Origin of the sequence: Pseudidiomarina terrestris, from assembly GCF_030466405.1 — a bacterium.
Taxonomy (GTDB): domain Bacteria; phylum Pseudomonadota; class Gammaproteobacteria; order Enterobacterales; family Alteromonadaceae; genus Pseudidiomarina; species Pseudidiomarina terrestris.
Genome location: NZ_JAGGJF010000006.1, coordinates 113,621 through 136,149, shown reverse-complemented (window position 1 = coordinate 136,149; position 22,529 = coordinate 113,621). Strand labels below are relative to the sequence as shown.

27 protein-coding genes are annotated in these 22,529 nt (G+C 51.0%); 25 read left to right on the top strand and 2 right to left on the bottom strand.

All coding sequences use genetic code 11. From position 1 onward, the window contains the following. Nucleotides 1-12: 12 nt before the first annotated feature. The 24 genes from J6J34_RS11445 (at nt 13) to J6J34_RS11330 (ending at nt 20,362) form a co-directional block, all read left to right on the top strand. Entirely contained in the window at nt 13-1,608 is a 1,596-nt protein-coding gene (locus tag J6J34_RS11445; RefSeq protein WP_301899050.1) for an amidase, read from the top strand. Between the two features lie 86 nt (nt 1,609-1,694). Continuing rightward, entirely contained in the window at nt 1,695-2,735 is a 1,041-nt protein-coding gene (dusA, locus tag J6J34_RS11440; protein WP_301899049.1) for a tRNA dihydrouridine(20/20a) synthase DusA, read from the top strand. A gap of 164 nt (nt 2,736-2,899) precedes the next feature. Further along, nucleotides 2,900-3,178, top strand: a complete 279-nt coding sequence (locus J6J34_RS11435) for a hypothetical protein (RefSeq protein WP_301721734.1) — start codon at nt 2,900-2,902, stop codon at nt 3,176-3,178. A gap of 293 nt (nt 3,179-3,471) precedes the next feature. After that, complete coding sequence (locus tag J6J34_RS11430; protein ID WP_301774297.1) at nt 3,472-4,629, top strand: dipeptidase; 1,158 nt, start codon at nt 3,472-3,474, stop codon at nt 4,627-4,629. Nucleotides 4,630-4,959: 330 nt separating this feature from the next. Beyond that, nucleotides 4,960-5,271, top strand: a complete 312-nt coding sequence (rpsJ, locus tag J6J34_RS11425; RefSeq protein ID WP_008488677.1) for a 30S ribosomal protein S10 — start codon at nt 4,960-4,962, stop codon at nt 5,269-5,271. Between the two features lie 38 nt (nt 5,272-5,309). Then, nucleotides 5,310-5,954, top strand: coding sequence for a 50S ribosomal protein L3 (gene rplC, locus J6J34_RS11420; protein ID WP_301721742.1), 645 nt, complete (start codon nt 5,310-5,312; stop codon nt 5,952-5,954). An 18-nt stretch (nt 5,955-5,972) separates the two neighbouring features. After that, nucleotides 5,973-6,578 carry a 50S ribosomal protein L4 gene (gene rplD, locus J6J34_RS11415; protein ID WP_301721743.1) on the top strand — a complete coding sequence of 202 codons (606 nt, stop codon included), beginning with the start codon at nt 5,973-5,975 and terminating at the stop codon, nt 6,576-6,578. After that, nucleotides 6,575-6,877, top strand: a complete 303-nt coding sequence (gene rplW, locus J6J34_RS11410) for a 50S ribosomal protein L23 (protein ID WP_301721744.1) — start codon at nt 6,575-6,577, stop codon at nt 6,875-6,877. The genes rplD and rplW overlap by 4 nt, the downstream gene beginning before the upstream one ends. Before the next feature lie 14 nt (nt 6,878-6,891). Next, nucleotides 6,892-7,716, top strand: coding sequence for a 50S ribosomal protein L2 (gene rplB, locus J6J34_RS11405; RefSeq protein ID WP_301721746.1), 825 nt, complete (start codon nt 6,892-6,894; stop codon nt 7,714-7,716). A gap of 16 nt (nt 7,717-7,732) precedes the next feature. Then, nucleotides 7,733-8,011, top strand: a complete 279-nt coding sequence (gene rpsS, locus J6J34_RS11400) for a 30S ribosomal protein S19 (protein WP_026860408.1) — start codon at nt 7,733-7,735, stop codon at nt 8,009-8,011. Between the two features lie 12 nt (nt 8,012-8,023). Continuing rightward, the gene (gene rplV, locus J6J34_RS11395; RefSeq protein WP_126769551.1) at nt 8,024-8,356 is read left to right on the top strand and encodes a 50S ribosomal protein L22; all 333 of its coding nucleotides are present in this window, start codon (nt 8,024-8,026) and stop codon (nt 8,354-8,356) included. A gap of 10 nt (nt 8,357-8,366) precedes the next feature. Further along, the gene (gene rpsC, locus J6J34_RS11390; RefSeq protein WP_301721751.1) at nt 8,367-9,053 is read left to right on the top strand and encodes a 30S ribosomal protein S3; all 687 of its coding nucleotides are present in this window, start codon (nt 8,367-8,369) and stop codon (nt 9,051-9,053) included. Nucleotides 9,054-9,064: 11 nt separating this feature from the next. Further along, complete coding sequence (gene rplP / locus J6J34_RS11385; protein ID WP_126762622.1) at nt 9,065-9,478, top strand: 50S ribosomal protein L16; 414 nt, start codon at nt 9,065-9,067, stop codon at nt 9,476-9,478. Continuing rightward, on the top strand, nt 9,478-9,669 hold the full coding sequence (gene rpmC, locus J6J34_RS11380; protein WP_126754486.1) for a 50S ribosomal protein L29: 192 nt from the start codon (nt 9,478-9,480) through the stop codon (nt 9,667-9,669). Before rplP ends, rpmC begins: the two co-directional genes overlap by 1 nt. Further along, nucleotides 9,669-9,932 carry a 30S ribosomal protein S17 gene (rpsQ, locus tag J6J34_RS11375; RefSeq protein ID WP_301721754.1) on the top strand — a complete coding sequence of 88 codons (264 nt, stop codon included), beginning with the start codon at nt 9,669-9,671 and terminating at the stop codon, nt 9,930-9,932. The genes rpmC and rpsQ overlap by 1 nt, the downstream gene beginning before the upstream one ends. Nucleotides 9,933-10,028: 96 nt before the next feature. Further along, nucleotides 10,029-12,041 carry a BCCT family transporter gene (locus tag J6J34_RS11370; RefSeq protein WP_301899048.1) on the top strand — a complete coding sequence of 671 codons (2,013 nt, stop codon included), beginning with the start codon at nt 10,029-10,031 and terminating at the stop codon, nt 12,039-12,041. Nucleotides 12,042-12,054: 13 nt separating this feature from the next. Further along, the gene (locus J6J34_RS11365; protein WP_301899047.1) at nt 12,055-13,440 is read left to right on the top strand and encodes a carbohydrate porin; all 1,386 of its coding nucleotides are present in this window, start codon (nt 12,055-12,057) and stop codon (nt 13,438-13,440) included. 100 nt (nt 13,441-13,540) lie between these two features. Continuing rightward, nucleotides 13,541-15,562 (top strand): oxidoreductase, encoded by a 2,022-nt coding sequence (locus J6J34_RS11360; RefSeq protein WP_301899046.1) that lies wholly within the window; start codon nt 13,541-13,543, stop codon nt 15,560-15,562. Next, a complete protein-coding gene (locus J6J34_RS11355) occupies nt 15,559-16,410 on the top strand; it encodes a PHP domain-containing protein (RefSeq protein ID WP_301774050.1) in 852 nt (283 codons plus the stop codon). The genes J6J34_RS11360 and J6J34_RS11355 overlap by 4 nt, the downstream gene beginning before the upstream one ends. A 20-nt stretch (nt 16,411-16,430) precedes the next feature. Then, complete coding sequence (locus tag J6J34_RS11350; RefSeq protein ID WP_301721762.1) at nt 16,431-17,060, top strand: L-threonylcarbamoyladenylate synthase; 630 nt, start codon at nt 16,431-16,433, stop codon at nt 17,058-17,060. A 2-nt stretch (nt 17,061-17,062) separates the two neighbouring features. Further along, the gene (locus J6J34_RS11345; protein WP_301899045.1) at nt 17,063-17,893 is read left to right on the top strand and encodes a segregation and condensation protein A; all 831 of its coding nucleotides are present in this window, start codon (nt 17,063-17,065) and stop codon (nt 17,891-17,893) included. Further along, nucleotides 17,874-18,476 (top strand): SMC-Scp complex subunit ScpB, encoded by a 603-nt coding sequence (gene scpB / locus J6J34_RS11340; RefSeq protein ID WP_301721765.1) that lies wholly within the window; start codon nt 17,874-17,876, stop codon nt 18,474-18,476. Before J6J34_RS11345 ends, scpB begins: the two co-directional genes overlap by 20 nt. Continuing rightward, nucleotides 18,473-19,327, top strand: a complete 855-nt coding sequence (gene rluB, locus J6J34_RS11335; protein ID WP_301721766.1) for a 23S rRNA pseudouridine(2605) synthase RluB — start codon at nt 18,473-18,475, stop codon at nt 19,325-19,327. The genes scpB and rluB overlap by 4 nt, the downstream gene beginning before the upstream one ends. After that, nucleotides 19,328-20,362 carry an agmatine deiminase family protein gene (locus tag J6J34_RS11330; protein WP_301899044.1) on the top strand — a complete coding sequence of 345 codons (1,035 nt, stop codon included), beginning with the start codon at nt 19,328-19,330 and terminating at the stop codon, nt 20,360-20,362. On the opposite strand, the gene J6J34_RS11325 is transcribed toward J6J34_RS11330, so the two are convergent. Further along, nucleotides 20,350-21,060, bottom strand: a complete 711-nt coding sequence (locus J6J34_RS11325) for an SIMPL domain-containing protein (RefSeq protein WP_301721769.1) — start codon at nt 21,058-21,060, stop codon at nt 20,350-20,352. The genes J6J34_RS11330 and J6J34_RS11325 overlap by 13 nt on opposite strands. 76 nt (nt 21,061-21,136) lie before the next feature. Between J6J34_RS11325 and J6J34_RS11320 the strand changes: the two genes are divergently transcribed. Next, nucleotides 21,137-21,598 carry a regulatory protein RecX gene (locus tag J6J34_RS11320; protein WP_301721770.1) on the top strand — a complete coding sequence of 154 codons (462 nt, stop codon included), beginning with the start codon at nt 21,137-21,139 and terminating at the stop codon, nt 21,596-21,598. Nucleotides 21,599-21,620: 22 nt separating this feature from the next. On the opposite strand, the gene J6J34_RS11315 is transcribed toward J6J34_RS11320, so the two are convergent. Then, complete coding sequence (locus J6J34_RS11315) at nt 21,621-22,415, bottom strand: aspartyl protease family protein (protein ID WP_301721771.1); 795 nt, start codon at nt 22,413-22,415, stop codon at nt 21,621-21,623. Nucleotides 22,416-22,529 lie beyond the last annotated feature (114 nt).

Below are 22,529 nucleotides of genomic sequence, written 5' to 3'. Positions count from 1 at the left end.
GAGGAAACCGCAATGACAACAGGCATAAATCAAGCAGGGAGCCGGCGCTGGCAGTACCTTTTATTCAGTGTGGCGAGCCTTGCTCTGCTGTGGCAAAGCCAGACACTGGGGGCAACGGAGTTTGACTACCAGGAAGCACAGGTCGACGAACTGCAGGAGGCCATGACGGTCGGCACCTTGAGTGCGGAAGATGTGGTGCGTCATTATTATCAGCAAATCGCGCGGCACAACCGCCGAGGTGCTGATTTGCGCGCAGTCAATCAGTTGTTACCGCTGGCGGATGCCCTTGTGCTGGCGCGCACACTCGACGCTGAGCGCGAGCAGGGCGCACTGCGGGGACCTTTGCATGGTATCCCGGTGCTGTTGAAAGACAATATTGATACCGCTGATGGCTTAGCCAATACCGGCGGCTCGTTATTATTAAAAGAGCACTACCCGGCGGCCGATGCGTTTTTAGTGCAACGCTTACGCGATGCCGGTGCAATTATTATCGGTAAAGCCAACCTGAGTGAATGGGCAAATTTCCGCTCCACTGCGTCAAGTTCCGGCTGGAGCAGTGTTGGCGGTCAAACCAAGAACCCCTTTGATACGTCGCGCAGCACTTGTGGCTCCAGCGCCGGTTCGGCGGCGGCCGTCAGTGCCAACCTTATTCCTTTAGCGGTGGGCACCGAAACCGATGGCTCGCTGGTCTGTCCGGCAGCCATAACCGGCATTGTCACGATCAAACCGACGCTGGGTCTGGTCAGCCGTGGCGGGATTATTCCAATCTCCCACAGTCAGGACACTGCCGGACCCATGGCACGCTCTGTCCGTGATGCCGTTTATTTGCTCAGCGCCATGCTCGGTGAAGATACCGCCGACAGCGCCAGTTATGCAGCAAAGGTGGAATTTACCAAGCACTTGAACGCGGATGGATTGCGCGGCAAACGCATTGGCGTAATGCGTGATTTGATGGGGTATCACAGCGGCCTGGATGCGGTCCTTGAAACGCAGTTACAGGTATTACGCGACGCCGGCGCGATCATTGTCGATGATGTGGAGTTCGTGAATGGCCGCGGTTGGGGACAAGACGAATTCACCGTACTCCTGCATGAATTCAAGGCCGATTTGGCGCATTATTTTGCCCAGCACCCCGAATCGCCTTATCGTAATTTAGCCGACTTGATCGCTGCTAACCAAGCCCAGGCAGACGCCATTATGCCGTTTTTCGGTCAGGAGTTGTTTACCCTCGCACAGGGCCGCAGCGAAGCTGATCAGGAAGATTACGAAGCCGCTCTTAAACGCGCCAAGCAGGCAGCTGGACCCGATGGTATCGATGCCACCCTCGCAAGTCAGGATCTGGACATCCTCATTGCGCCAACTACGGCACCTGCGTGGAAGATTGATTTAATTAACGGTGATAACTACATGGGCTCTGCCAGCTCGCCAGCGGCGGTGGCAGGCTACCCGCATATCACTGTACCTATGGGCTTTGTGCATCATCTGCCAGTCGGGCTCAGTTTCTTTGCTGGCGCGAATAGCGAAGCCAAGCTGATTGAAGCCGCCTATGGCTTTGAGCAGCAAACCAAGGCGCGTCGCGCTCCAGCATTGCTGCCTCGTCACCATTGACAGCGCACGACTAGCCAACCCGAAAACTTGCAAAGCGGGGCCAAAACTTTAGAATACGGCCTCCGCTTTGCCCGATAGAGGTCACTATGGTCCAACAACTCGCATCTCCAACACTTGCTGTCGCACCGATGCTGGACTGGACTGATCGCCATTGCCGTTATTTTCATCGGCTATTGAGCACAAAAACAGTGCTTTTCACTGAAATGGTGACTACTGGCGCCATTATCCACGGCAAGCATGATTTTCTGGCGTTTAATCCCACCGAGCAACCTGTGGTGCTGCAGCTTGGCGGTAGTGACCCTGCGGCCATGGCAGAGTGCGCTGCCAGGGCCTACGAGCGCGGCTATACTGCGGTCGATATCAATGTGGGCTGCCCTTCTGATCGGGTGAAGAACGGCAGTTTCGGTGCCTGTCTTATGGCGGCTCCGGACAGGGTGGCAGCCTGTGTACAGGCGATGCAACAGGCGGCGCCTGAGCTGCGGGTGTCTGTGAAAACACGACTCGGGATAGATGAGCAGGATAGTGATGAGTTTCTCTATCGTTTTATCGATGACATTACTGCTGCTGGCTGTCGTCATCTGACCTTGCATGCCCGAAAAGCCTGGTTACAAGGGTTAAGCCCGAAACAGAATCGTGAAATTCCGCCCTTGCAGTACGAGCGCGTGTACCGGGCCAAACAGCGTTACCCTGAACTGCATGTGATGATAAACGGGGGCATTGCTAAGGCGGCTGATGTGGTTGCCCATTTACAGCATGTGGACGGTGTCATGGTAGGCCGCGAAGCCTACCAGAATCCAGCCTTTCTCGGCTGCTTTGATAGCATACTTACTGCTCCGCCCCAGGTTCCTGCAGCGACGGCAGCTTCGTTTGAAGAGCAGGTTAGGGTCGTCGAGCAGATGATCCCCTATATAGAAGCGCATCTGGCTCAAGGCGGACGTTGCTGGCATGTGGTCCGGCATATGCTGGGGCTGTTCCAGGGCCAGCCAGGGGCAAGACGCTGGCGGCAGTGGCTCAGTCAGCAGGGACCAGCTGCCGATTCCGCTGAGCAACTGGTGCGCGGGGGACTGCAGCTGGTACTCGATGCTCGTGCGTTATTTGACCAAAAATTGGCAGAATCCCCACAATAGAAGCCACAGGCTAGTGGCTCCTTCTTCTCTTATTTAAAAATAAAAACAATATAAAACAAGTGCTTGTGTATTTAGTTTGAGAGTTGGCACAACCTTTGTATTACTTCTAGCGACTTTACTTAACCCGTTGTGACGACGGGAATCAACATAGCTAGGAGAACAAAATGAAAAAGTTAGTTTTAAGTTTAGCTCTTGTCGCAAGCACCATGACCGCGCCAGTATGGGCGAAGCAACCCACACTGAATGAAGCATTAAGTCATTCGTTGGCTGCGCAAACCCAGATGGTCAAGCAACAACTGGCCAACGAAACCCGCCGTTCAAGCTTTGAGAACTTAGCAGAAATGCGCAAAGATATTCCTTACCGGGTGGTGGTCTATGCGTCGCTTACTACTGACAAGCAAAACCAGAACGACGATAATCAAGTACGTGTCCAACCGGAGTAATCACTATGTTCGCAACGACATCTACATGGCTGATTATTCTGACCTTTGCGCCGGTGCTAAGCATCATCGCCGGCGCTGCGGTCGTTGCCACTAACCATGCGCTTAACGGGGTGAAGACAGGGTGATTTCCGTTAAATAAGTGTGCTAATCTGCTGACCATACCTATTAGAATAACGACGTAATCTTAAATTACAGAGGGATGTGCAGTGAACACTAACGCATGGTTTGGCAAGGTCAGCGCCCTGAGTCTGGCAACTACGCTTGCGCTTTCGGCTTCATCTATCGCGCCGGCAATGGCACAGGATGCAGCGGCAGCAAGCTACACCGCAAGCGAGCGGGCAATGGTGCTGGCAAAGGAAAACCTCCTGATTGATACCCATATTGACGTTCCGTATCGTCTTAACAATAAGTGGGACGATGTCAGTGAAGCGACCGAAGGTGGCGACTTTGATTATCCGCGCGCAGTGGCCGGCGGCCTGAACGTACCTTTTATGTCGATTTACATACCTGCGCAGCTGGAACAGACCCCCGGTGCAAGTAAGCAACTGGCACATCAGCTGATCGATAGTATGGAAGCGCTAGCCTGGCGGGCTCCTGAAAAATTTGCCATGGCCTACACCGTTGACGACGTACTTAAGCAGTACGATCAAGGTCAGATTTCACTTGCCCTGGGCATGGAGAACGGCTCGCCGATAGAAGGCGATATGGCCAATCTGAAAGAATTCTATGAGCGGGGTATCCGTTACATTACCCTGTCGCATTCCCTCTCCAACCACATTGCTGACTCCTCTTATGATATTCGTCGCCAATGGAACGGCTTAAGCCCTTTTGGCAAAGAGTTGGTGGTAGAAATGAACAACATCGGCATCATGGTGGATATTTCGCATGTCTCTGATGAAGCCTTCTGGCAAACGATTGAAATCAGTAAAGCCCCTGTGATTGCCTCCCACTCGTCACTGCGCCGGTACACTCCGGGTTTTGAGCGCAATATGAGCGACGATATGATTAAAGCCTTAGGCGAGAATGGCGGCGTGATCATGATCAACTTTGGCTCCAGCTTTGTCACTCAGTCCGCGAACCGCTGGCGCGATATGCTTAACCAGCAAATTGAAAAAGTGAATGAGAAATACGGTGAAGAGAGCGAAGAGGCCAAGCAACGCGTGGCTGCGCTACGTGCCGATAACCCGTTCCCTTATGCCACCCTGGAGCAAGTGCTGGACCACATTGATTATGTCGTAGACCTGGTCGGCATCGACCACGTGGGTATCGGCTCGGATTATGATGGTGTTGGTGATTCCCTGCCGGTCGGTCTGAAAGACGTGTCCAGCTATCCAAACCTGATCCAGGGTCTGCTTGATCGCGGCTACTCTGAAGCGGACATCAAACAGATCCTGAACGAGAATATTTTACGCGTTTGGCGTGAAGTGGAAGCCTACGCAAAGAACAACTGATCGGTTTGCACCGAGCTGTCAGTGCTGCGCTTTTTACTGAGTGATTGAAAAGCGCAGCACGCTACAGAGAATAAGCTCACCAGCCTGTATTACCCCTTGCTTTTCTGTCTCACTCTTGTATAATCCGTCGCCACGGTTGTTGCTCCCTCGGGTACTTTTAGTGTCCTGTGGGGTGAAGAATTCAACCGGTAGTTGGTTGCCACAGCAATCCCGATAGGGGATTGAATGGAATTTTCGTTGAAAATACCTCGCCCGGTATGCTGCCAGGGTGCAGGTTTTTTTCTGTGCTCTTTTTTAAATGCTCTTTATTATTTGAGGCTTTGATTTTTTATGGCTAATCAAAGAATTCGGATTCGACTGAAAGCGTTCGATCACCGTCTGATTGACCAGTCGACTGCAGAGATTGTCGAAACTGCAAAACGCACTGGTGCTCAGGTACGTGGTCCAATCCCTCTGCCTACGCGCAAAGAACGTTTCACCGTGTTGATTTCACCACACGTGAACAAAGATGCGCGTGACCAGTACGAGATCCGTACCCACAAACGTCTGATTGATATCATGGATCCAACTGACAAGACTGTTGATGCGCTGATGCGTCTTGACCTTGCAGCTGGCGTTGATGTTCAGATCAGCCTGGGTTAAGCGGGCAGTAATAGGATTACACACGAGAGGTTTTAACAATGGCTATTGGTCTAGTCGGTCGTAAAGTAGGAATGACACGTGTCTTCCAAGAAGACGGCGCTTCTGTACCTGTTACTGTGATTGAAGTGACTGCAAACCGTGTGACTCAGGTTAAAACTGAGGAAACGGACGGCTATCGTGCGCTTCAGGTTACAGCAGGTGACAAAAAAGCGAACCGCGTAAACAAACCAGCTGCAGGCCACTTCGCGAAAGCGGGTGTCGAAGCAGGTCGTGGTCTCTGGGAATTCCGCCTGGAAGACGGCGAAGGTGATGATTTCGCAGTAGGTTCTGAAATCACCGTAGAAATTTTTGCGGACACCAAAAAAGTAGACGTTACCGGCACTTCGAAAGGTAAAGGTTTCCAAGGTGCTGTCAAGCGCTGGAATTTCCGTACTCAGGACGCTACCCATGGTAACTCGTTGTCACATCGTGCACCGGGTTCTATCGGGCAAAACCAGTCTCCTGGTCGGGTATTCAAAGGCAAGAAAATGGCAGGCCAAATGGGTAACAAACAAATTACCGTGCAGACACTTGATGTTGTACGTGTAGACGCTGAGCGTGGTTTGTTACTAATTCGTGGCGCTGTCCCTGGTGCTACTGGCGGTGATGTCATCATCAAGCCAGCAGTCAAGGCTAAGGCGTAACGTCTGAGGAGAATGGTGATGGAATTAACATTTAAAGACGCAAAAGGCGCTCTTGAGGTTTCCGAAGCTACCTTTGGACGTGAGTTCAACGAAGCTCTGATTCATCAGGTAGTCGTCGCTTATGCTGCTGGTGCTCGTCAGGGCTCGAAAGCACAAAAGACGCGTTCTGAAGTTTCTGGCGGCGGCAAAAAGCCGTGGCGTCAAAAGGGTACTGGTCGTGCTCGTGCGGGTACTGCTAGCAGCCCAATCTGGCGTAGTGGTGGTGTAACTTTCGCAGCGAAACCACAAAACCACACCCAGAAAGTGAATAAGAAAATGTACCGCGGTGCAATGAAAAGCATCTTGTCTGAACTGGTTCGTCAGGACCGTTTGGTCGTGGTAGAAAGCTTTGGTGTTGAAGCACCAAAGACTAAGCAATTGTCTGCAAAGCTGAAAGAAATGGGCTTGAACGACGTGTTAATCGTGACTAAAGAACTTGATGAAAACTTGTTCTTAGCGTCACGCAACCTGCACAAGGTTGATGCACGTGATGTTCAGGGCGTTGACCCAGTTAGCTTGATTGCTTTCGAAAAAGTTCTGATGACTGCGGACGCAGTGAAGCAACTTGAGGAGGTGTTATCATGATGCGTGAAGAACGTTTACTCAAAGTGATTCTTGCACCTCACGTTTCTGAGAAATCAACTGTTGCAGCTGAAACCAGCAACACGGTTGTTTTTAAAGTTGCTAAAGACGCCAACAAAGCGGAAATCAAAGCGGCAGTTGAAAAACTGTTCGAGGTTGAAGTTGAAGGCGTTCGCACAGTCAACGTGAAAGGCAAAACCAAACGTTCAGGCATGCGCTTCGGTAAGCGTAGTGACTGGAAAAAAGCGTATGTCACCCTTAAAGAAGGTGCTGACATCGACTTCGTCGGCGGCGCTGAGTAATAGGAGGAATTCACATGGCATTAGTTAAGTGTAAGCCTACATCTCCAGGTCGTCGCCACGTCGTTAAAGTGGTTAACGAAGACCTGTATAAAGGTAAACCTTACGCGCCTTTGTTGGATAAAAACAACAAGAAAGGTGGTCGTAATAATAACGGTCGTATTACAGTTCGTCACATCGGCGGTGGTCACAAGCATCACTACCGTATGATCGACTTTAAACGCGACAAAGACGGTATCCCTGCGAAAGTTGAGCGTTTGGAATATGATCCAAACCGTTCAGCAAACATCGCATTGGTTCTGTATGCAGACGGTGAGCGTCGTTACATTCTTGCTCCAAAAGGCATGAAAGCTGGCGATAAAGTACAGTCTGGATCAGATGCACCGATCAAAGCGGGTAACGCATTACCACTGCGTAATATTCCAGTAGGTTCTGTAGTACACGCAATCGAAATGAAGCCTGGTAAAGGTGCTCAGTTGGCTCGTTCAGCTGGTGCTTATGTACAGGTTTTGGCTCGCGATGGCGGTTACGTAACTATACGTCTGCGTTCTGGCGAAATGCGCCGAATTCAGTCGGATTGTCGTGCAACCATCGGTGAAGTCGGCAACGCAGAACACATGCTGCGTCAATTGGGTAAAGCTGGTGCAACGCGCTGGCGTGGTGTTCGTCCTACCGTCCGCGGTGTGGCGATGAACCCAGTTGATCACCCACACGGTGGTGGTGAAGGTCGTACTTCAGGTGGTCGTCATCCGGTTACCCCATGGGGTACTCCGACTAAGGGTTATAAGACCCGTAAGAACAAGCGTACTGATAAATTTATCGTACGTCGTCGCAACAAATAAGAGTTGAGGATTAAACATGCCACGTTCTCTTAAAAAAGGTCCATTTATTGACCTTCACCTGCTAAATAAGGTGGAGAAAGCGTTGGAAGCCGGGGACAAGAAGCCAATTAAAACTTGGTCCCGTCGTTCAATGATTATCCCTGATATGATCGGCCTTACAATTGCTGTTCATAACGGTCGCCAGCACGTGCCAGTTTTCGTTTCTGACGAAATGATTGGTCACAAGCTTGGTGAATTTGCACCAACCCGTACTTATCGCGGCCATGCTGCTGATAAGAAAGCGAAGAAACGGTAAGGGAGACACAAGATGGAAGCTATTGCTATTCACAAGTTCGCCCGCCTATCTGCGCAGAAAGGCCGGTTGGTTGCTGACCAAATTCGCGGTTTACCAGTAGCGAAAGCTCTGGATGTGCTTAACTACAGCCCTAAAGACGCAGCTGGTCTGCTGAAAAAGGTGCTGGAGTCAGCTATCGCGAATGCTGAACACAACGAAGGTGCGGACATCGACGAGCTTAAAGTTGCAAAAGTAATGGTTGACGAAGGTCCTACCATGAAACGCATCAAGCCTCGTGCGAAAGGTCGCGCTGATCGTATCTTTAAGCGTACCAGCCACATTACTGTGGTTGTATCAGATAGCTAGGAGATAAGTTATGGGTCAGAAAGTTCATCCTAATGGTATTCGCCTAGGTATCACTAAGCCATGGAATGCAACCTGGTTCGCGAATACAAAAGATTTTGCCGATAACCTGCACAGTGATCACCAGGTTCGTGAATTACTTCGCAAGAAGCTGAGCAATGCATCAGTTTCTCGCATCGTAATCGAGCGTCCTGCGAAGAGCATCCGTGTCACCATTCATACTGCACGCCCAGGCGTGGTCATCGGTAAGAAAGGTGAAGATGTTGAGAAGCTGCGTCAAGCAGTTTCAAAATTGACTGGCGTGCCAGCTCAAATCAACATCTCAGAAGTGCGTAAGCCTGAATTGGACGCACAACTGGTTGCGGAAAACATTGCTGGTCAGCTGGAACGTCGTGTTATGTTCCGTCGCGCGATGAAGCGTGCGGTACAGAACGCAATGCGTCTTGGCGCCAAAGGTATCAAAGTGGAAGTTAGCGGTCGTTTAGGCGGTGCAGAGATTGCCCGTACTGAATGGTACCGTGAAGGTCGCGTACCACTGCACACATTGCGTGCAGACATTGATTACGCAACTGCTGAAGCAAATACCACTTACGGCATCATCGGTGTGAAAGTTTGGGTCTTCCGTGGTGAAGTACTGGGCGGTATGCCAGTCGAAGAAAAGCCACAAGCTCCAGCCAAACGCCCTAAAGGCCGTAAGTAAGGAGATACTAAATGTTACAACCAAAGCGTACTAAATTCCGTAAGGTCCATAAGGGCCGCAACCGTGGTATGGCGCAAGCAGGTAACAAAGTTAGCTTCGGTACTTTCGGATTGAAAGCTGTTGACCGTGGTCGTATGACTGCGCGTCAAATCGAAGCGGCTCGTCGTGCCATGACGCGTCACGTTAAACGTCAGGGTAAAATTTGGATCCGCGTTTTCCCTGATAAGCCAATTACTCAAAAGCCTCTTGAAGTGCGGATGGGTAAAGGTAAAGGTAACGTGGAATACTGGGTAGCTCAAATTCAGCCAGGTCGTGTCCTGTATGAAATCGACGGTGTCTCGGAAGAGCTGGCGCGTGAAGCGTTCACTCTTGCGGCACGTAAGCTGCCATTCAAAACCATCTTTGTATCTCGGACGGTGATGTAATGAAAGCGAACGAACTTAATGATAAAACCGTTGAGCAGCTGCAAGAAGAATTGCTGGGTTTGCGTCGTGAGCAGTTTAACCTGCGCATGCAAGCAGCGACTGGTCAGCTGAATCAAACTCACATGTTGAAGCAAGTGCGTCGTGATATCGCACGTGTGAAAACTATTCTGAATCAGAAGGCAGGTGCGTAATGGCTGATGAAAAACGTGTTCGTACTCTGCAAGGTCGTGTCATTAGCGATAAGATGGACAAGTCTATCACTGTTGCTATTGAGCGTCGGGTTAAACACCCTGTATATGGTAAGTACATTTCTCGTACGACCAAATTACACGCACACGACGAAGACAACTCGTGCAAGACTGGCGATACCGTGATTATTCGCGAAACTCGTCCAGTATCTAAGACTAAGTCTTGGGCACTTGTTGAAATTGTAGAGCGCGCAGAAGTTATCTAAACATTAGATAGCAAGATGTGATCATAAAAGGCTTCCTTTCTGGAGGCCTTTTTTTTTGATCTAAACTCGCATCTTACGCATAAGTTTCTATAATTAATGAAAATAAAAAAACCAACAGGAGTAAGACGCATGGAATCTTCCGATAAAGCACGTCTGAATCCACCCGTTTTTTATAGTGCGGCTGGTCTTATCTTTATCATTCTTTTATTAACTTCTTTTTTCCCTGAAGGTGCCAATGAAACTCTAGACGCCATTCAGTCAGCGATCATCACAAATGGTAGCTGGTTTTACGTAGCAGCTGTAGCTCTTATACTGCTCTCCGTCTTATACCTTGGCTTCTCCCGTTTCGGTACCATTAAATTAGGACCGGACCATTCTGCTCCCGATTACTCGAACCTAACCTGGTTCTCAATGCTGTTTTCTGCCGGTATGGGTATCGGTTTAATGTTTTTCGGTGTAGCAGAGCCGGTGATGCACTTTCTTTCGCCGCCCGTTGTTGAATCAGGAACCACGGAAGCTGCGCGCGAGGCAATGAAAGTGACCTTTTTCCACTGGGGTCTTCATGCTTGGGCTATTTATGCAATTGTGGCGCTTATTTTGGCATTCTTCGCCTACCGTCATGGTTTGCCTCTAACCTTGCGCTCAGCTTTGTATCCGATGATAGGCGAGCGTATCTATGGTCCCATCGGCCATGTGGTCGATGTTTTTGCGGTAATAGGTACCGTGTTTGGTGTCGCAACGTCACTTGGTTTTGGTGTGGCGCAGGTGAATTCAGGATTAGGCTACTTATTCGGTGTCCCGGTATCCACCACGGTCCAGGTCATGCTAATTATCGGGGTAACCCTGTTAGCGATTATTTCGGTGACCACGGGCCTGGATAAAGGCATCCGCCGATTATCTGAGTTAAACATGGGATTAGCGGTACTATTGTTAATCTTTGTGCTGGTTGCTGGTCCTACCGTATTCTTACTCCAAGCGTTGGTGCAAAATACGGGGTCTTACATTTCAGAAATAGTCAGCAATACATTTAATCTGTTCGCTTATGAAAAAAGTGACTGGATTGGTGGTTGGACAGTTTTCTACTGGGGTTGGTGGTTAAGCTGGGCTCCTTTTGTTGGCTTATTTATTGCCCGCGTATCTCGAGGTCGTACGATTCGCCAATTTGTTCTTGGCGTATTACTCGTGCCTTCAGGCTTTACCATGATGTGGATGACGTTCTTTGGTAATTCAGCCATTGAGTTGATTTTGAACCAAGGAATGACCTCGCTTGCTGAGCAAGTTCAAAATGATGTTCCTGTGGCACTGTTTGCCTTCTTAGAGAGCTTTCCATTTAGTGATTTCCTGGCCGGCCTGGCTACGCTGATGGTCATTGTTTTCTTTGTAACCTCCTCGGATTCCGGGTCGATGGTCGTCGATATGCTTTGTTCGAATGGGCGTGATGATACGCCAATTTGGCAACGTATCTTTTGGGCCGGTGGTGAGGGTGTTGTCGCCATCGTGTTGTTACTTGCGGGCGGCTTGGCTGCCTTGCAAACCATGACGATTGCGAGTGCGTTACCGTTCACCATAATATTATTGTTCGCAACCTACGGTCTTATTAAAGCTCTAAGGGTTGACGTGCACAAAAAGGATGCGCTGCAGAATAACTATCTGACAGGCACCGCCACTAGCACGAAGAATTGGCGTGAACGTTTGCACAATATTATCGATTTCCCAAGCCAGCAGGTCGCACAGCGCTTTTTAACGCAAGTGGTCAAACCCGCACTAAATGAAGTGGCGGAGGAAATGCGTGAGAGCGATATGGTTGTAAAAATCGAAGAGGACGACGGCGAGCAAATGATTTTCCGCGTGGTCCATGGTGATGAGATAGACTTTGTTTATCAGGTTCATTTAGTGAGCCACATCCGGCCTGCGTTTATTCATGCTGAGGAAGAGCAACCGCAACACCCACGTGATGTCTCGGAAGAAGAGAAGTACTACCGTGCCGAAGTTCACTTGCGTGAAGGTGGTCAGGATTACGATATCCTTGGTTGGTCACGTGAAGCCGTGATTGGCGATGTTATCGACCACTATCACAAACACATGCATTTCTTGCACGTGTTGCGTTAAGAGAGGGAGGTCAATGATGAAGAAGCAACTACTCGCAATCTGTATAGGTGCGGTTCTGAGTACTCCCGCACTGGCGCAGCAACAAGGTGACAGCGAAGTGACCGCGACACAGCTGCAGGAAGTCATGCAGCAAATGCAGCGTTTGCAAAAACGTGTCGAGGAACTGGAAGCGCAACTGGCGGCTAAGCAAGAACAGGACGTGGAAGTTACTGAAGAAATCGCTCTTGAGCGCTCTCCTCGAGCCGAAGAGGTTGCGCCGCGTAAGCGGATCAACGCGAATACCGCTCTCCAGGCCCGGGTTGAACGTCTCGAAGAAGATATTCAGGCTGCCGAAAATGCACCCATCACCATTGGTGGTGCGGTGCGCACTCAGTTTGTCTGGGAAGACTATAATGAAGGTAACAAAGACCGCGGTGGCGACATCGATTTTGACCTGCTGCGTCTTGATTACAGCGGCACCATTGGTGACGTGATCCTGTCGGCGCAGTATCGCTGGTTCCAGTATATGGAGTCGGTACAACACGCGTGGGTCGGCTATAACTTCAATGACAACTGGCAGGGGCAAGTGGGGATCACCAAAGTCCCCTTTGGCAACACCCCATATAACTCAAATAACTATTTCTTCAGTTCCAATTTCTATGTTGGTCTGGAGGATGATCATGACGCCGGCATTAAGCTCCGTTATCGTGATTCGGAATGGGATTTTGATATCGCATTCTTCAAAAATGATGAGCAAGGCGGAGTTGATGGCTATGTCAGCAACCGTGAAGATCGTTATGCCTATGATCCACTGGGTGTGCGACTAAGCGGCGAAGGTATCTATGACACGCCCGACTTAGCGGTCGGGGAAAGCAATAGTTTCGCTGCCCGCGTGGCGCGCAAGTATGCGCTGAGTGATGGTCGTAGCTTTGAATGGGGTTTGTCCGGACAGATGGGCAAGATGAACGACGGTTCCGATGATGTTGGCGACCGCAGTGCATTCGCTGTCCATGGTGTTTATAACGTCAATCGCTGGACCTTTATGGGACAGGTGAGTCAGTACGATTACGACATGGACATGGCGAATGAGGGGATTGTTGTCGGTGCTTATGCGTTTTACGATACCATTCCGAGCAAAGCCACCTTGTATACTGCCAATATTGCATACAGCCTGCCAGTCAAGATCGGTCCGATTTCAAACCTGACCTTCTACAACGATTACAGTCTGATGACGGATAAACGCGGTGGCGGTGAAGATACGGTGATGAACGTACTTGGCATGGCCGTGTCAGCTGGTGGCTTGTACACCTATTTCGACTTAGTCACGGCGAAGAATCAGCCCTTCGTTGGCGGTTCAATGGCTGGTAACGCAACAGATACCAACACCCGCTTTAACATTAATATAGGCTACTACTTCTAACCCCCCTTGATTTCACTGTCTGGTGCGCGTGACACTTGCCGCCAGACAGTGAAATCAGTACAGTGGACTAATTCAAACACCCGTTTAAGTTGAGGTCACTGTGGCAAGCGTTTATCCCCACCTGTTAAAACCTCTGGATTTAGGTTTTACGCAAATTAAAAACAGAGTCCTGATGGGCTCCATGCATACCGGTCTGGAAGAAGAAAAAAACGGTTTCGAGAAGCTGGCTGCATTTTATGAGGCGCGCGCAAAAGGTGGTGTCGGGTTAATTGTCACGGGAGGCATCAGCCCCAACTTCCGTGGTCGTGTACAGCCCTTTGGCTCAGAGTTAAGCCGGCCATGGCATGTCGCCAAACATCGGCAAATCACTGCAGCCGTGCAGCGCCACGGTAGCAAAATCTGTCTGCAAATTTTACACACCGGACGCTACGCGTATCATCCGTTTGCGGTAGCGCCGAGCAAACTCAAGGCGCCGATTTCTCCCTTTACGCCTAAAGCCATGTCCGATCGGCAAATTCGAAAGACCATCAAACATTTCGCACGTTGTGCCAGGCTCGCACAAAAAGCCGGCTACGACGGCGTTGAAGTCATGGGCTCTGAGGGTTACCTGATTAATCAGTTTTTATGTCCCCGCACCAACAAGCGCACGGACAAGTGGGGCGGCTCATTTGCCAACCGCTCGCGCTTTGCTTTGGCAATCATGAAAGCTGTGCGTGAAGCAGTTGGCCCGGATTTTATTATTATCTATCGCTTGTCGATGCTCGACCTGGTGCCCGGAGGGCATGAATACGACGAAGTTATCGAACTGGCCAAAGCCATCGAGGCTGAAGGCGCGACCTTAATTAACAGCGGTATTGGCTGGCATGAAGCGCGCGTGCCCACCATAGTGACGTCGGTACCGCGTGGCGCCTTTAGCTGGATTACCGCGCGTGTCCGCGAACAGGTATCGATTCCAGTGGTGGCGGTCAATCGTATTAATACGCCTGAGATCGGAGAGGAGATTCTGGCGAAAGGCGAGGCTGATATGGTCTCTATGGCACGACCTTTGCTCGCCGATGCGAATTTTGTGGCTAAGGCAGAAGCGCAGCAGAGCGACCGCATCAATACTTGTATCGCCTGTAACCAGGCATGCCTGGATCATGTCTTTGAAAACAAACGCGCCAGCTGTCTGGTGAATCCTCAGGCCTGCTATGAAACAGAGCTGATGATGCCCCCGGTAACGCAGAAGAAGCGCATAGCGGTGGTGGGTGCAGGTCCTGCAGGGCTGGCTTTCTCCTGCTACGCGGCAGAACGTGGCCACGAGGTGCATTTGTTTGAGTCCAATAATGAGATTGGTGGCCAGTTTAATTACGCGAAGCAGATCCCGGGCAAGGAAGAGTTCCATGAGACCCTCCGTTACTTCGGGAACCGACTTATGGATACCGGTGTCAACCTACATCTGGGCTCTTCGCAAAGTGCTGAGTCACTGTTAGCGGGCCGCTTTGACGACGTCGTATTAGCCACTGGAGTAGTGCCCCGGGCGGTGTCACTGGAAGGCATCGAGAGCGATAAGGTGATGAGTTATGTCGAAGTACTTCGCGATCATAAACCCGTGGGTAAGAAAGTGGCGCTGATTGGTGCCGGCGGCATCGGCTTTGATGTGGCAGAGTATTTAACCACCAGTGTCTCACCGACCTTAAACCCTGATGAGTGGTCAGCAATCTGGGGCGTTGATAAGACATATCAGGAACGTGGCGCATTGAGCCAGCCGCAGCCTGAATCCTCGGACCGTGAGGTGTGGCTGTTACAACGTAAAACCAGCAAAGTTGGTAAGGGTCTTGGTAAAACATCCGGCTGGGTGCATCGGGCGACACTGAAGAAAAAAGGCGTCCACATGATTCCGGGGGTGACCTATCAGCGTATTACTGACGAAGGACTTTGGATCGAAGTGGACGGCGAGCAACAATTACTTGAAGTCGATAACATTATCACTTGTGCGGGACAGTTACCGCTGCGTGATTTGCAGCATGACCTTGAAGTTGCCGGGCAGTCGGTGCATTTGATCGGTGGCGCTGATGTCGCCGCCGAGCTCGATGCGAAGCGCGCCATTCGACAGGGTGCAGAACTGGCGGCAGCATTATGAATCAGGCGTCCAAACACCTCTATGATCTGCATTGTCACAGCCATTTTTCTGATGGTGAACTAGCGCCCGCTGATCTAGTGCAGCGAGCAGCAGCCCATGGCGTCACCCATCTCGCGCTCACCGATCATGATACGGTTGCCGGTCTCGAGCAGGCTGCCGAGGCAATTGCAGCCCATGAGCTTGAACTTGAATTGATCAGCGGTGTTGAGATCACCTGTCGCTGGCAAGGTTTTGAAATCCATTTGGTCGGCTTGCAGGTCGATGCGGAGCATCCGGCGCTGCTGGACTTACTGCAGCGGCAACAGCAGTTGCGACATCAGCGTTATCAAACCATGCTTGAGAAACTGCACAAGGCTGGGATTGATGTGACACCACCTATGGCGGCAGAATTGACCATGCCCACGCGCAAGCATTTAGCCGAGGCGCTGGTTGAGCAAGGTTGGGTCAAAGATTTTGAGAGTGCCTTCCAACGTTATCTTGGCAAAGGGCAACAGGCTTACGTGGCGACCGACTGGAGCGATCTGGAAAGTGCCATAGCTGCGGTGCATGCTGCTGGCGGTAAAGCTGTGCTTGCTCACCCGCACGCCTATCAGTTAAGTAACAAGTGGTTAAGAAAGTTGCTGCAGGAAGCGAAAAACTATGGCTTAGACGGTCTTGAAGTGGCCATCAGTCAACAAAGTCCGGGGCAGCGCCTGGCATTAGCGACAATGGCGAAGGAACTTGGTCTGGCAGCTTCTGCGGGCTCGGATTTTCATGGCCCGCGGCCATGGCGCGAGCTGGGCAAAAATCTTTGTCTACCGCCAGACACTGTGCCAATATGGAGTCAATGGAGTCCATCAACAGTTTAACCTGAGGTTGATCAGTAAACATGAGTCAGTATTTCACGATCCATCCGGAAAATCCGCAACCGCGTTTAATTCAGCAGGCCGTAGAAAAGGTCATGCAAGGGGGCGTCATGGTGTATCCGACGGATTCCGGTTATGCCATTGGTTGTCGTATTGGCGACAAAAATGCTATGGAACGGATCTGTCGCATCCGGGAGATAGAAAAAGAGCATCATTTTACGTTGATGTGTCGCGATCTGTCCGAGCTGTCCATTTATGCTCGTGTCGATAATGTGGCCTTTCGGTTGTTGAAAAATAATACGCCAGGCCATTACACCTTCATTTTAAAAGCCACTAAGGAAGTGCCTAAGCGCTTGCTCAATCCGAAGCGCAAAACGATCGGTATCCGGGTGTCGGACGACCCTATTACCATGGCATTGCTGGAGACCCTTGGCGAACCTTTGATGTCGACCAGCTTGATCCTTGGCAACAATGATTTCGCAGAGTCTGATCCCCATGAAATCAGAGAGCGGCTGGAGCGACAGGTGGATGTTATCGTTGATGGTGATCATCGCGGTGAAGCGCCGACCACAGTGGTAGATTTGGCTGACGATGTGGTGAAAGTAACACGGGTCGGCTCCGGTGACCCTGCTCCTTTTGATAAGCTTGGCTAATCATGGCCGGGTCGACAGCATCACCGCAACAGCACTCCTTGCCGCTCGGTTTTGTTCGTGGTGAACCTTTATTAGATAAACCTGAAGATCTTTACATCCCGCCAGATGCCCTTGAATTGATTCTGGAGAGCTTCTCCGGGCCTATGGATCTGCTGTTGTATCTGATCCGGCGGCAGAAACTTGATATCGTCGACCTGCCTATCTTACCTATTACCCGACAGTACATGGAATATGTCGAAATGATGAAAGAGCTCAAACTTGAGCTCGCAGCGGATTATCTGGTCATGGCAGCCATGCTCGCTGAAATCAAAAGCCGTATGTTGTTGCCGCGGCCACCCGCTGAAGATGAAGAAGAGACTGATCCGCGCGCTGAGTTGGTGCGCCGTTTGCAAGAGTACGAAGCGATTCGGACCGGCGCAGGTTATCTGGATGAAATGCCGCAGACCGAGCGCGACTTATTCGTGGTGCAGGCTGAGACGGACGCTAAAGACCTGGTAAAACAACATCTGCCCGATATCGCTCTGGCAGAGTTGGCAGTGGCGTTCAGTCGCGCCATGGCGCAGGCAGAATTGCAGAATCATCACCAGATCCACCGCGAAAAACTATCAACCAGGGAGCGAATGAGCAGAATTCTGGATTTATTGCAGACCAAGCAGCGCCTGCGCTTTGCCGATTTATTCGAGCACAGTGAGGGGAAGCAGGGTGTTGTGGTAAGCTTTTTAGCGATACTGGAGCTGAGCAAAGAAGCTCTAGTCGATGTGGTTCAGGTTGATGCGTTCTCTGAAATTCATATCACGACCCGCGAGCAGGTTTATGCAGAATCAACAGATTAAACAAATCATTGAAGCGGTGCTATTTGTTGCTGATACGCCCTTATCCGTAGCGCAGCTGAATGATTATCTTCTTGAGCATGGTATGGACGCAACCCGCAAGACTGTGCGTGAAACCCTGGAGGAATTGCAGCGCGATTATCAAGAGCGTGGCGTGCAACTTTATGAGGTAGCTTCAGGGTACAGATTTCAGACGCGGGCAGAATTAGGTGGTATAATCGCCGGTCTATGGCAAGAGAAGCCCCCGCGCTATTCGCAGGCGCTGCTGGAAACTTTAGCCTTGATTGCGTACCGACAGCCGATTACCCGTGGCGATATCGAAGAGATCCGCGGTGTTAGTGTCAGTTCGCAAATCATGAAGACATTACAAGAGCGTGGTTGGGTAAAAGTCGTAGGTCATCGGGAAGTTCCTGGCAGACCACAGCTGTATGCGACCACCAGTGAGTTCTTGGATTATTTTAACCTGAAAGATCTATCTGAGTTACCTGCTATTCCAGAGCCCCCGGCAAAGGCATCGAATACAGGGCCCATTACTCAAGAGAGACCCGCTGAGACAGCGACCGAAGAGAGTGAAAGTGCCCCATGAGTGAAAAGTTACAAAAAGTTTTAGCCCGTTCAGGGCATGGTTCGCGGCGTGAATTAGAGGCTAAGATCGCTGCGGGTCGAGTGAGTGTCAATGGCCAGGTTGCGACTTTGGGTGAGCGTATCGATACTGACGCTAAGGTTCGCATTGATGGCCATGAAGTAGCGATTAAACCGCCCGAAGATGTGGTTTGCCGCGTGCTCATGTACCATAAGCCAGAAGGTGAATTGTGCACCCGTAAAGATCCCGAGGGACGCCCTACGGTGTACGATAGTCTGCCACGAGTGCAGGGCTCACGATGGGTTGCTGTAGGTCGTCTCGACGTGAATACGTCGGGGTTATTACTGTTCACGACGGACGGCGAACTGGCGAATCGGTTAATGCATCCCGGGCACCAGATTGAACGTGAATATGCGGTACGCGTATTTGGCGAAGTCGATGATGCTATGCTGCGCAAGCTTAAAAAGGGCGTTCAGCTTGAAGATGGGCCTGCCTCGTTTAAAGAAATCAAACGTGGTGGTGGCGAAGGAATGAATCAGTGGTATCGCGTCGTCTTAACCGAAGGACGTAACCGTGAAGTTCGCCGTTTGTGGGAGTCCCAGGGCGCTACGGTAAGCCGCCTGATGCGGGTTCGCTACGGTAATATCAAGCTTGAACAAGGTCTGCCACAAAGTGGCTGGGGCGAACTCTCCTTAGAGCAAATTAATTATTTGCGCGAGATGGTTGGTCTGTCTCCTGAAGATCGCAGCTTTGTTGATCCACGCCGCAAGGAAACTCGGCAAAAACGTTATGCGCGTGCTCGCCGTAGTCAGGCCAAACGCCTGCAAGAATCGAAGCAACGCACCCGTAAGTAAATGAAACTGCTCGCCGATTGGCAATCTGCTGGGCCACTGCTAATGCTGTGGCCTTATCGCGATGATGTCTGGCGGGGCCAGGCAGCGCCGGTGCAGCGCCAGCTGCTGCAAGCACTGACAGCTATCGCGCAACACCATCCCGTTTGTCTCGGCGTTCATCCGCCGCAACTCCACAGTGCTTTAAGTCTGATCCCTGCCGGTATTCCCTGCTTCCCGATTGCCTACGATGATATCTGGGTGCGAGATATCGCGCCCTTGTACCTGTCCTATGCGCAGCAGGTGACTGCCATCGCTGGCGCATTTAACGGCTGGCAGGGCATTAACGCCCAACACCAACGTGATCGACGCTTTGCCCGCCGTCTGACAGCGCGCCATGGCCTGCGGCTGAACGCTTTGCCACTGGTTTTTGAGCCTGGCATGCTCAGCCATGACGGCAACGGGACTGCGGTGGTGCATGGCCGCAGTTTGCAGGCTCGCAATCCTGCGAAAAGGCGCAGCGAGCTTAGTCAGCTGCTGAGCAACAGCTTTGGCTTTTCGCGTATGATCTGGTTAGAGAATGCGTTAGCCGCCGATGAAACCGGCGGACATACTGATAATCAGCTGCAATTTATAGCTGAGGACACTATCGCGTTCGTCAAAAGCAGCACGGACGAGTGCTGGAATCGTGAACTGCGGCGGCTCAGGCAAAGCGATTGGGCAAAAGAGTACCGCTGGCTTGAGTTACCAGCGGCGCGGCAGGTACCCGATCCTGCATTGAACTATGCAGATGTACGTCGCCGGCCTGGGGTGTTACAACGTGGAGCCGCTCCACTGCTATGCAGCTACGCCAACCTGGTTCGTTTGCCCACCGCGTTGGTGGTGCCGCAGTTTGGCCTTACTGACGACAGCAAAGCTGTTGACGTGCTGCAAAGGGCATTTCCAAAGCTTGCTCTTGTGGCTGTCGATGCCATGGAGTTTGTAAGGGGAGGCGGCGGACCACATTGTCTCACCGCAACCCTACCTGACTCCTGCCGGATGGCATCTTATAACGCCTGACTGAGACGATAAACGACTTCAATACGAGCTTCGACGGCTTGCTGCCCAGGTAAGCTGACGTCGGCTTGCATTTCCGCTGCAGGAACACGATAGCGTGTCACCGGCGCCTGATTAGAGCTTTCGCGGATATCCTGTACACCCATAATCGTGACTCCCGCTGTCAGTGCCAGTTGCTCGGCTTTCGTACGAGCTAATTCCAGTGCTTGGGTCAACGCCTGCTGGTAGAGCTCATCAGCGTTACTGATCGTTAACTGTGGCTCACTGACGCGCTGCACTCCGTTGTTCAGGGCGTACTCAAGAAAAGGGCTGTGCTGTTCAGGATCGTGAAAATCAATCACCATACGCCGCGAGACCTGATAACCAGTTAAATGCTGCTGACCGTCGTCATAGCGGTACTGAGGTGTGATACGGATCGCAAACGACTGGATGGCAGTGTCGCTGATGCCTTGCTCACGAAGGTAGCTCAGTAAGTTGGCAGTAATCTTATCGACTTCGGTTTTCAGCGCCGGGATATCCTGACCCAGGCGCTCGACGGAAAGGCTAAGCTGCAATCGATCAGGTACGGCTGCAACGGAAGCCGAGGCGCTGACAGCTACGGTGGGTGCTGCGGTACTGTGCGTCGCTGCGGGAACTTGTGGCTGACAACCGGCCAGGGCTAAAGTAGTGGCAATGATGAGGAGTATGAATACACGTTGCATGATTAAGTCCTTTTTTCTAAACAGGTATGAGTTGAGAGTGTAAACTGCAAAAATAATTCCATTGCAGGAGTGGTTTATGAGTAATGAAGAACAACAGCAAGCAGACGAAACTGTGGTCAGGCTACTGGGACGTCGCGAGCACAGTGCCCATGAGTTGCGGCAAAAGTTACGTCAGCGAGGCTATGCTGACAGTATCATTAAACAGTCATTGGCGACTGCTCAGGAGCATGGCTGGCAGTCCGATGAACGCTATGCCGAAATATGGTTACGGCAAATGTTAAGTAGCGGCAATGGCTGGATGAAAATTAAGGCTGCTGCCGGCGCAAAAGGAATTACTGAAGAGCTGTTGCAAAGGTTGACCGATGAGGCGGCACCAGACTGGACGGAGCTATGCTATGAGCGGCTTAATCGCAAATTTGGCGAGCAGCCTCCGGAAACCCGCCAGCAACGCGATAAAATTATGCGTCATTTGCAAAGCCGCGGCTTCCGTTTCGATGAAATCAAGGCTGCGCTGGAACGTCAGCAGCAGCCCGAGTAACAAATTAGGTAAAGATCTAGCTTTAAGGGGCGTGGATATGACCCCGACCGTTTTTATAATCTATGGTTAACACGAAATGCTTAAGTACATCATAGCCGAGAAGACCATCGATCTTTACTCCACGTACGCGCGAGTTCAGCTCTGAGCGGTTTTTACCAAAGTCTGCCCGTACACCCTCTTTTGGCACAGTGACGCGCACATCGGCTAAGTCAAAGGGACCAAAACCCAGTAGCGGTAACGGGAATGATTCAACTTCGGCGATCTGATTAACGCCTTTTGAGAGATGCTTTGTGGTCGGATAATTCTCAAGCCAACCGTGTTTCTCAGCGATTTCACGCTGCAGATAAATCCCGGTTGAAGCGCCCGTATCAAGTATCAGCCAGGCTTCTACTTCGTTATTCAGATTGATCTGGACAATAGGCTGGTCGTAATCACGACGCGATCGCATTGGCAGATTTTTAACATTAATCATGTCGATGGAGTCATGGTCAATCAGGCGCAAGCGACTATTAGGATAATCAAACTGGAACACATACTTATCCATCACAGGAGCACCTATAATCAGCGCGACATCGCTACCGGCAAAATCGCCCGCAACATAATCCAACGCAAGGCTCTGGCCGAACATCTCCGTGGGGACGTCACGAAAGACATCACGTTCGCTTTTGCCATGCACGCCCTGGATCATTATTTTTCCGCGTAGCTTTTGCAGTTCAAGCTGGTGATGGTCAACGAAACTTTGATTGATAAGATTGATAGATGCACCGGAGTCCATGATCGCATAGGTGTCAATTCCAGCAACCTGGACTTGCATCATTACTTGTCCGTTACGATGTTCGAAAGGTATCCATTGGGAAACCCCCGCTGTGGCCGTTGCGGAGAGAATGAGAAAAGTTAGCAAAAGTAGTAAACGCACAAAAAGTCCTTTTTA

What these genes read in the sequence shown, in the direction of transcription:
- rplB (WP_301721746.1), top strand. Translation starts at nt 6,892, where the DNA reads ATGGCATTAGTTAAGTGTAAGCCTACATCTCCAGGTCGTCGCCACGTC.
- J6J34_RS11345 (WP_301899045.1), top strand. Translation starts at nt 17,063, where the DNA reads ATGGCCGGGTCGACAGCATCACCGCAACAGCACTCCTTGCCGCTCGGT.
- J6J34_RS11435 (WP_301721734.1), top strand. Translation starts at nt 2,900, where the DNA reads ATGAAAAAGTTAGTTTTAAGTTTAGCTCTTGTCGCAAGCACCATGACC.
- rpsJ (WP_008488677.1), top strand. Translation starts at nt 4,960, where the DNA reads ATGGCTAATCAAAGAATTCGGATTCGACTGAAAGCGTTCGATCACCGT.
- rpsQ (WP_301721754.1), top strand. Translation starts at nt 9,669, where the DNA reads ATGGCTGATGAAAAACGTGTTCGTACTCTGCAAGGTCGTGTCATTAGC.
- J6J34_RS11445 (WP_301899050.1), top strand. Translation starts at nt 13, where the DNA reads ATGACAACAGGCATAAATCAAGCAGGGAGCCGGCGCTGGCAGTACCTT.
- rplC (WP_301721742.1), top strand. Translation starts at nt 5,310, where the DNA reads ATGGCTATTGGTCTAGTCGGTCGTAAAGTAGGAATGACACGTGTCTTC.
- scpB (WP_301721765.1), top strand. Translation starts at nt 17,874, where the DNA reads ATGCAGAATCAACAGATTAAACAAATCATTGAAGCGGTGCTATTTGTT.
- J6J34_RS11330 (WP_301899044.1), top strand. Translation starts at nt 19,328, where the DNA reads ATGAAACTGCTCGCCGATTGGCAATCTGCTGGGCCACTGCTAATGCTG.
- rplW (WP_301721744.1), top strand. Translation starts at nt 6,575, where the DNA reads ATGATGCGTGAAGAACGTTTACTCAAAGTGATTCTTGCACCTCACGTT.
- J6J34_RS11325 (WP_301721769.1), bottom strand. Translation starts at nt 21,060, where the DNA reads ATGCAACGTGTATTCATACTCCTCATCATTGCCACTACTTTAGCCCTG.
- rplD (WP_301721743.1), top strand. Translation starts at nt 5,973, where the DNA reads ATGGAATTAACATTTAAAGACGCAAAAGGCGCTCTTGAGGTTTCCGAA.
- J6J34_RS11355 (WP_301774050.1), top strand. Translation starts at nt 15,559, where the DNA reads ATGAATCAGGCGTCCAAACACCTCTATGATCTGCATTGTCACAGCCAT.
- J6J34_RS11430 (WP_301774297.1), top strand. Translation starts at nt 3,472, where the DNA reads ATGGCACAGGATGCAGCGGCAGCAAGCTACACCGCAAGCGAGCGGGCA.
- J6J34_RS11365 (WP_301899047.1), top strand. Translation starts at nt 12,055, where the DNA reads ATGATGAAGAAGCAACTACTCGCAATCTGTATAGGTGCGGTTCTGAGT.
- rplV (WP_126769551.1), top strand. Translation starts at nt 8,024, where the DNA reads ATGGAAGCTATTGCTATTCACAAGTTCGCCCGCCTATCTGCGCAGAAA.
- rpsC (WP_301721751.1), top strand. Translation starts at nt 8,367, where the DNA reads ATGGGTCAGAAAGTTCATCCTAATGGTATTCGCCTAGGTATCACTAAG.
- rluB (WP_301721766.1), top strand. Translation starts at nt 18,473, where the DNA reads ATGAGTGAAAAGTTACAAAAAGTTTTAGCCCGTTCAGGGCATGGTTCG.
- J6J34_RS11320 (WP_301721770.1), top strand. Translation starts at nt 21,137, where the DNA reads ATGAGTAATGAAGAACAACAGCAAGCAGACGAAACTGTGGTCAGGCTA.
- J6J34_RS11370 (WP_301899048.1), top strand. Translation starts at nt 10,029, where the DNA reads ATGAAAATAAAAAAACCAACAGGAGTAAGACGCATGGAATCTTCCGAT.
- dusA (WP_301899049.1), top strand. Translation starts at nt 1,695, where the DNA reads ATGGTCCAACAACTCGCATCTCCAACACTTGCTGTCGCACCGATGCTG.
- rplP (WP_126762622.1), top strand. Translation starts at nt 9,065, where the DNA reads ATGTTACAACCAAAGCGTACTAAATTCCGTAAGGTCCATAAGGGCCGC.
- J6J34_RS11315 (WP_301721771.1), bottom strand. Translation starts at nt 22,415, where the DNA reads ATGATGCAAGTCCAGGTTGCTGGAATTGACACCTATGCGATCATGGAC.
- rpsS (WP_026860408.1), top strand. Translation starts at nt 7,733, where the DNA reads ATGCCACGTTCTCTTAAAAAAGGTCCATTTATTGACCTTCACCTGCTA.
- J6J34_RS11350 (WP_301721762.1), top strand. Translation starts at nt 16,431, where the DNA reads ATGAGTCAGTATTTCACGATCCATCCGGAAAATCCGCAACCGCGTTTA.
- rpmC (WP_126754486.1), top strand. Translation starts at nt 9,478, where the DNA reads ATGAAAGCGAACGAACTTAATGATAAAACCGTTGAGCAGCTGCAAGAA.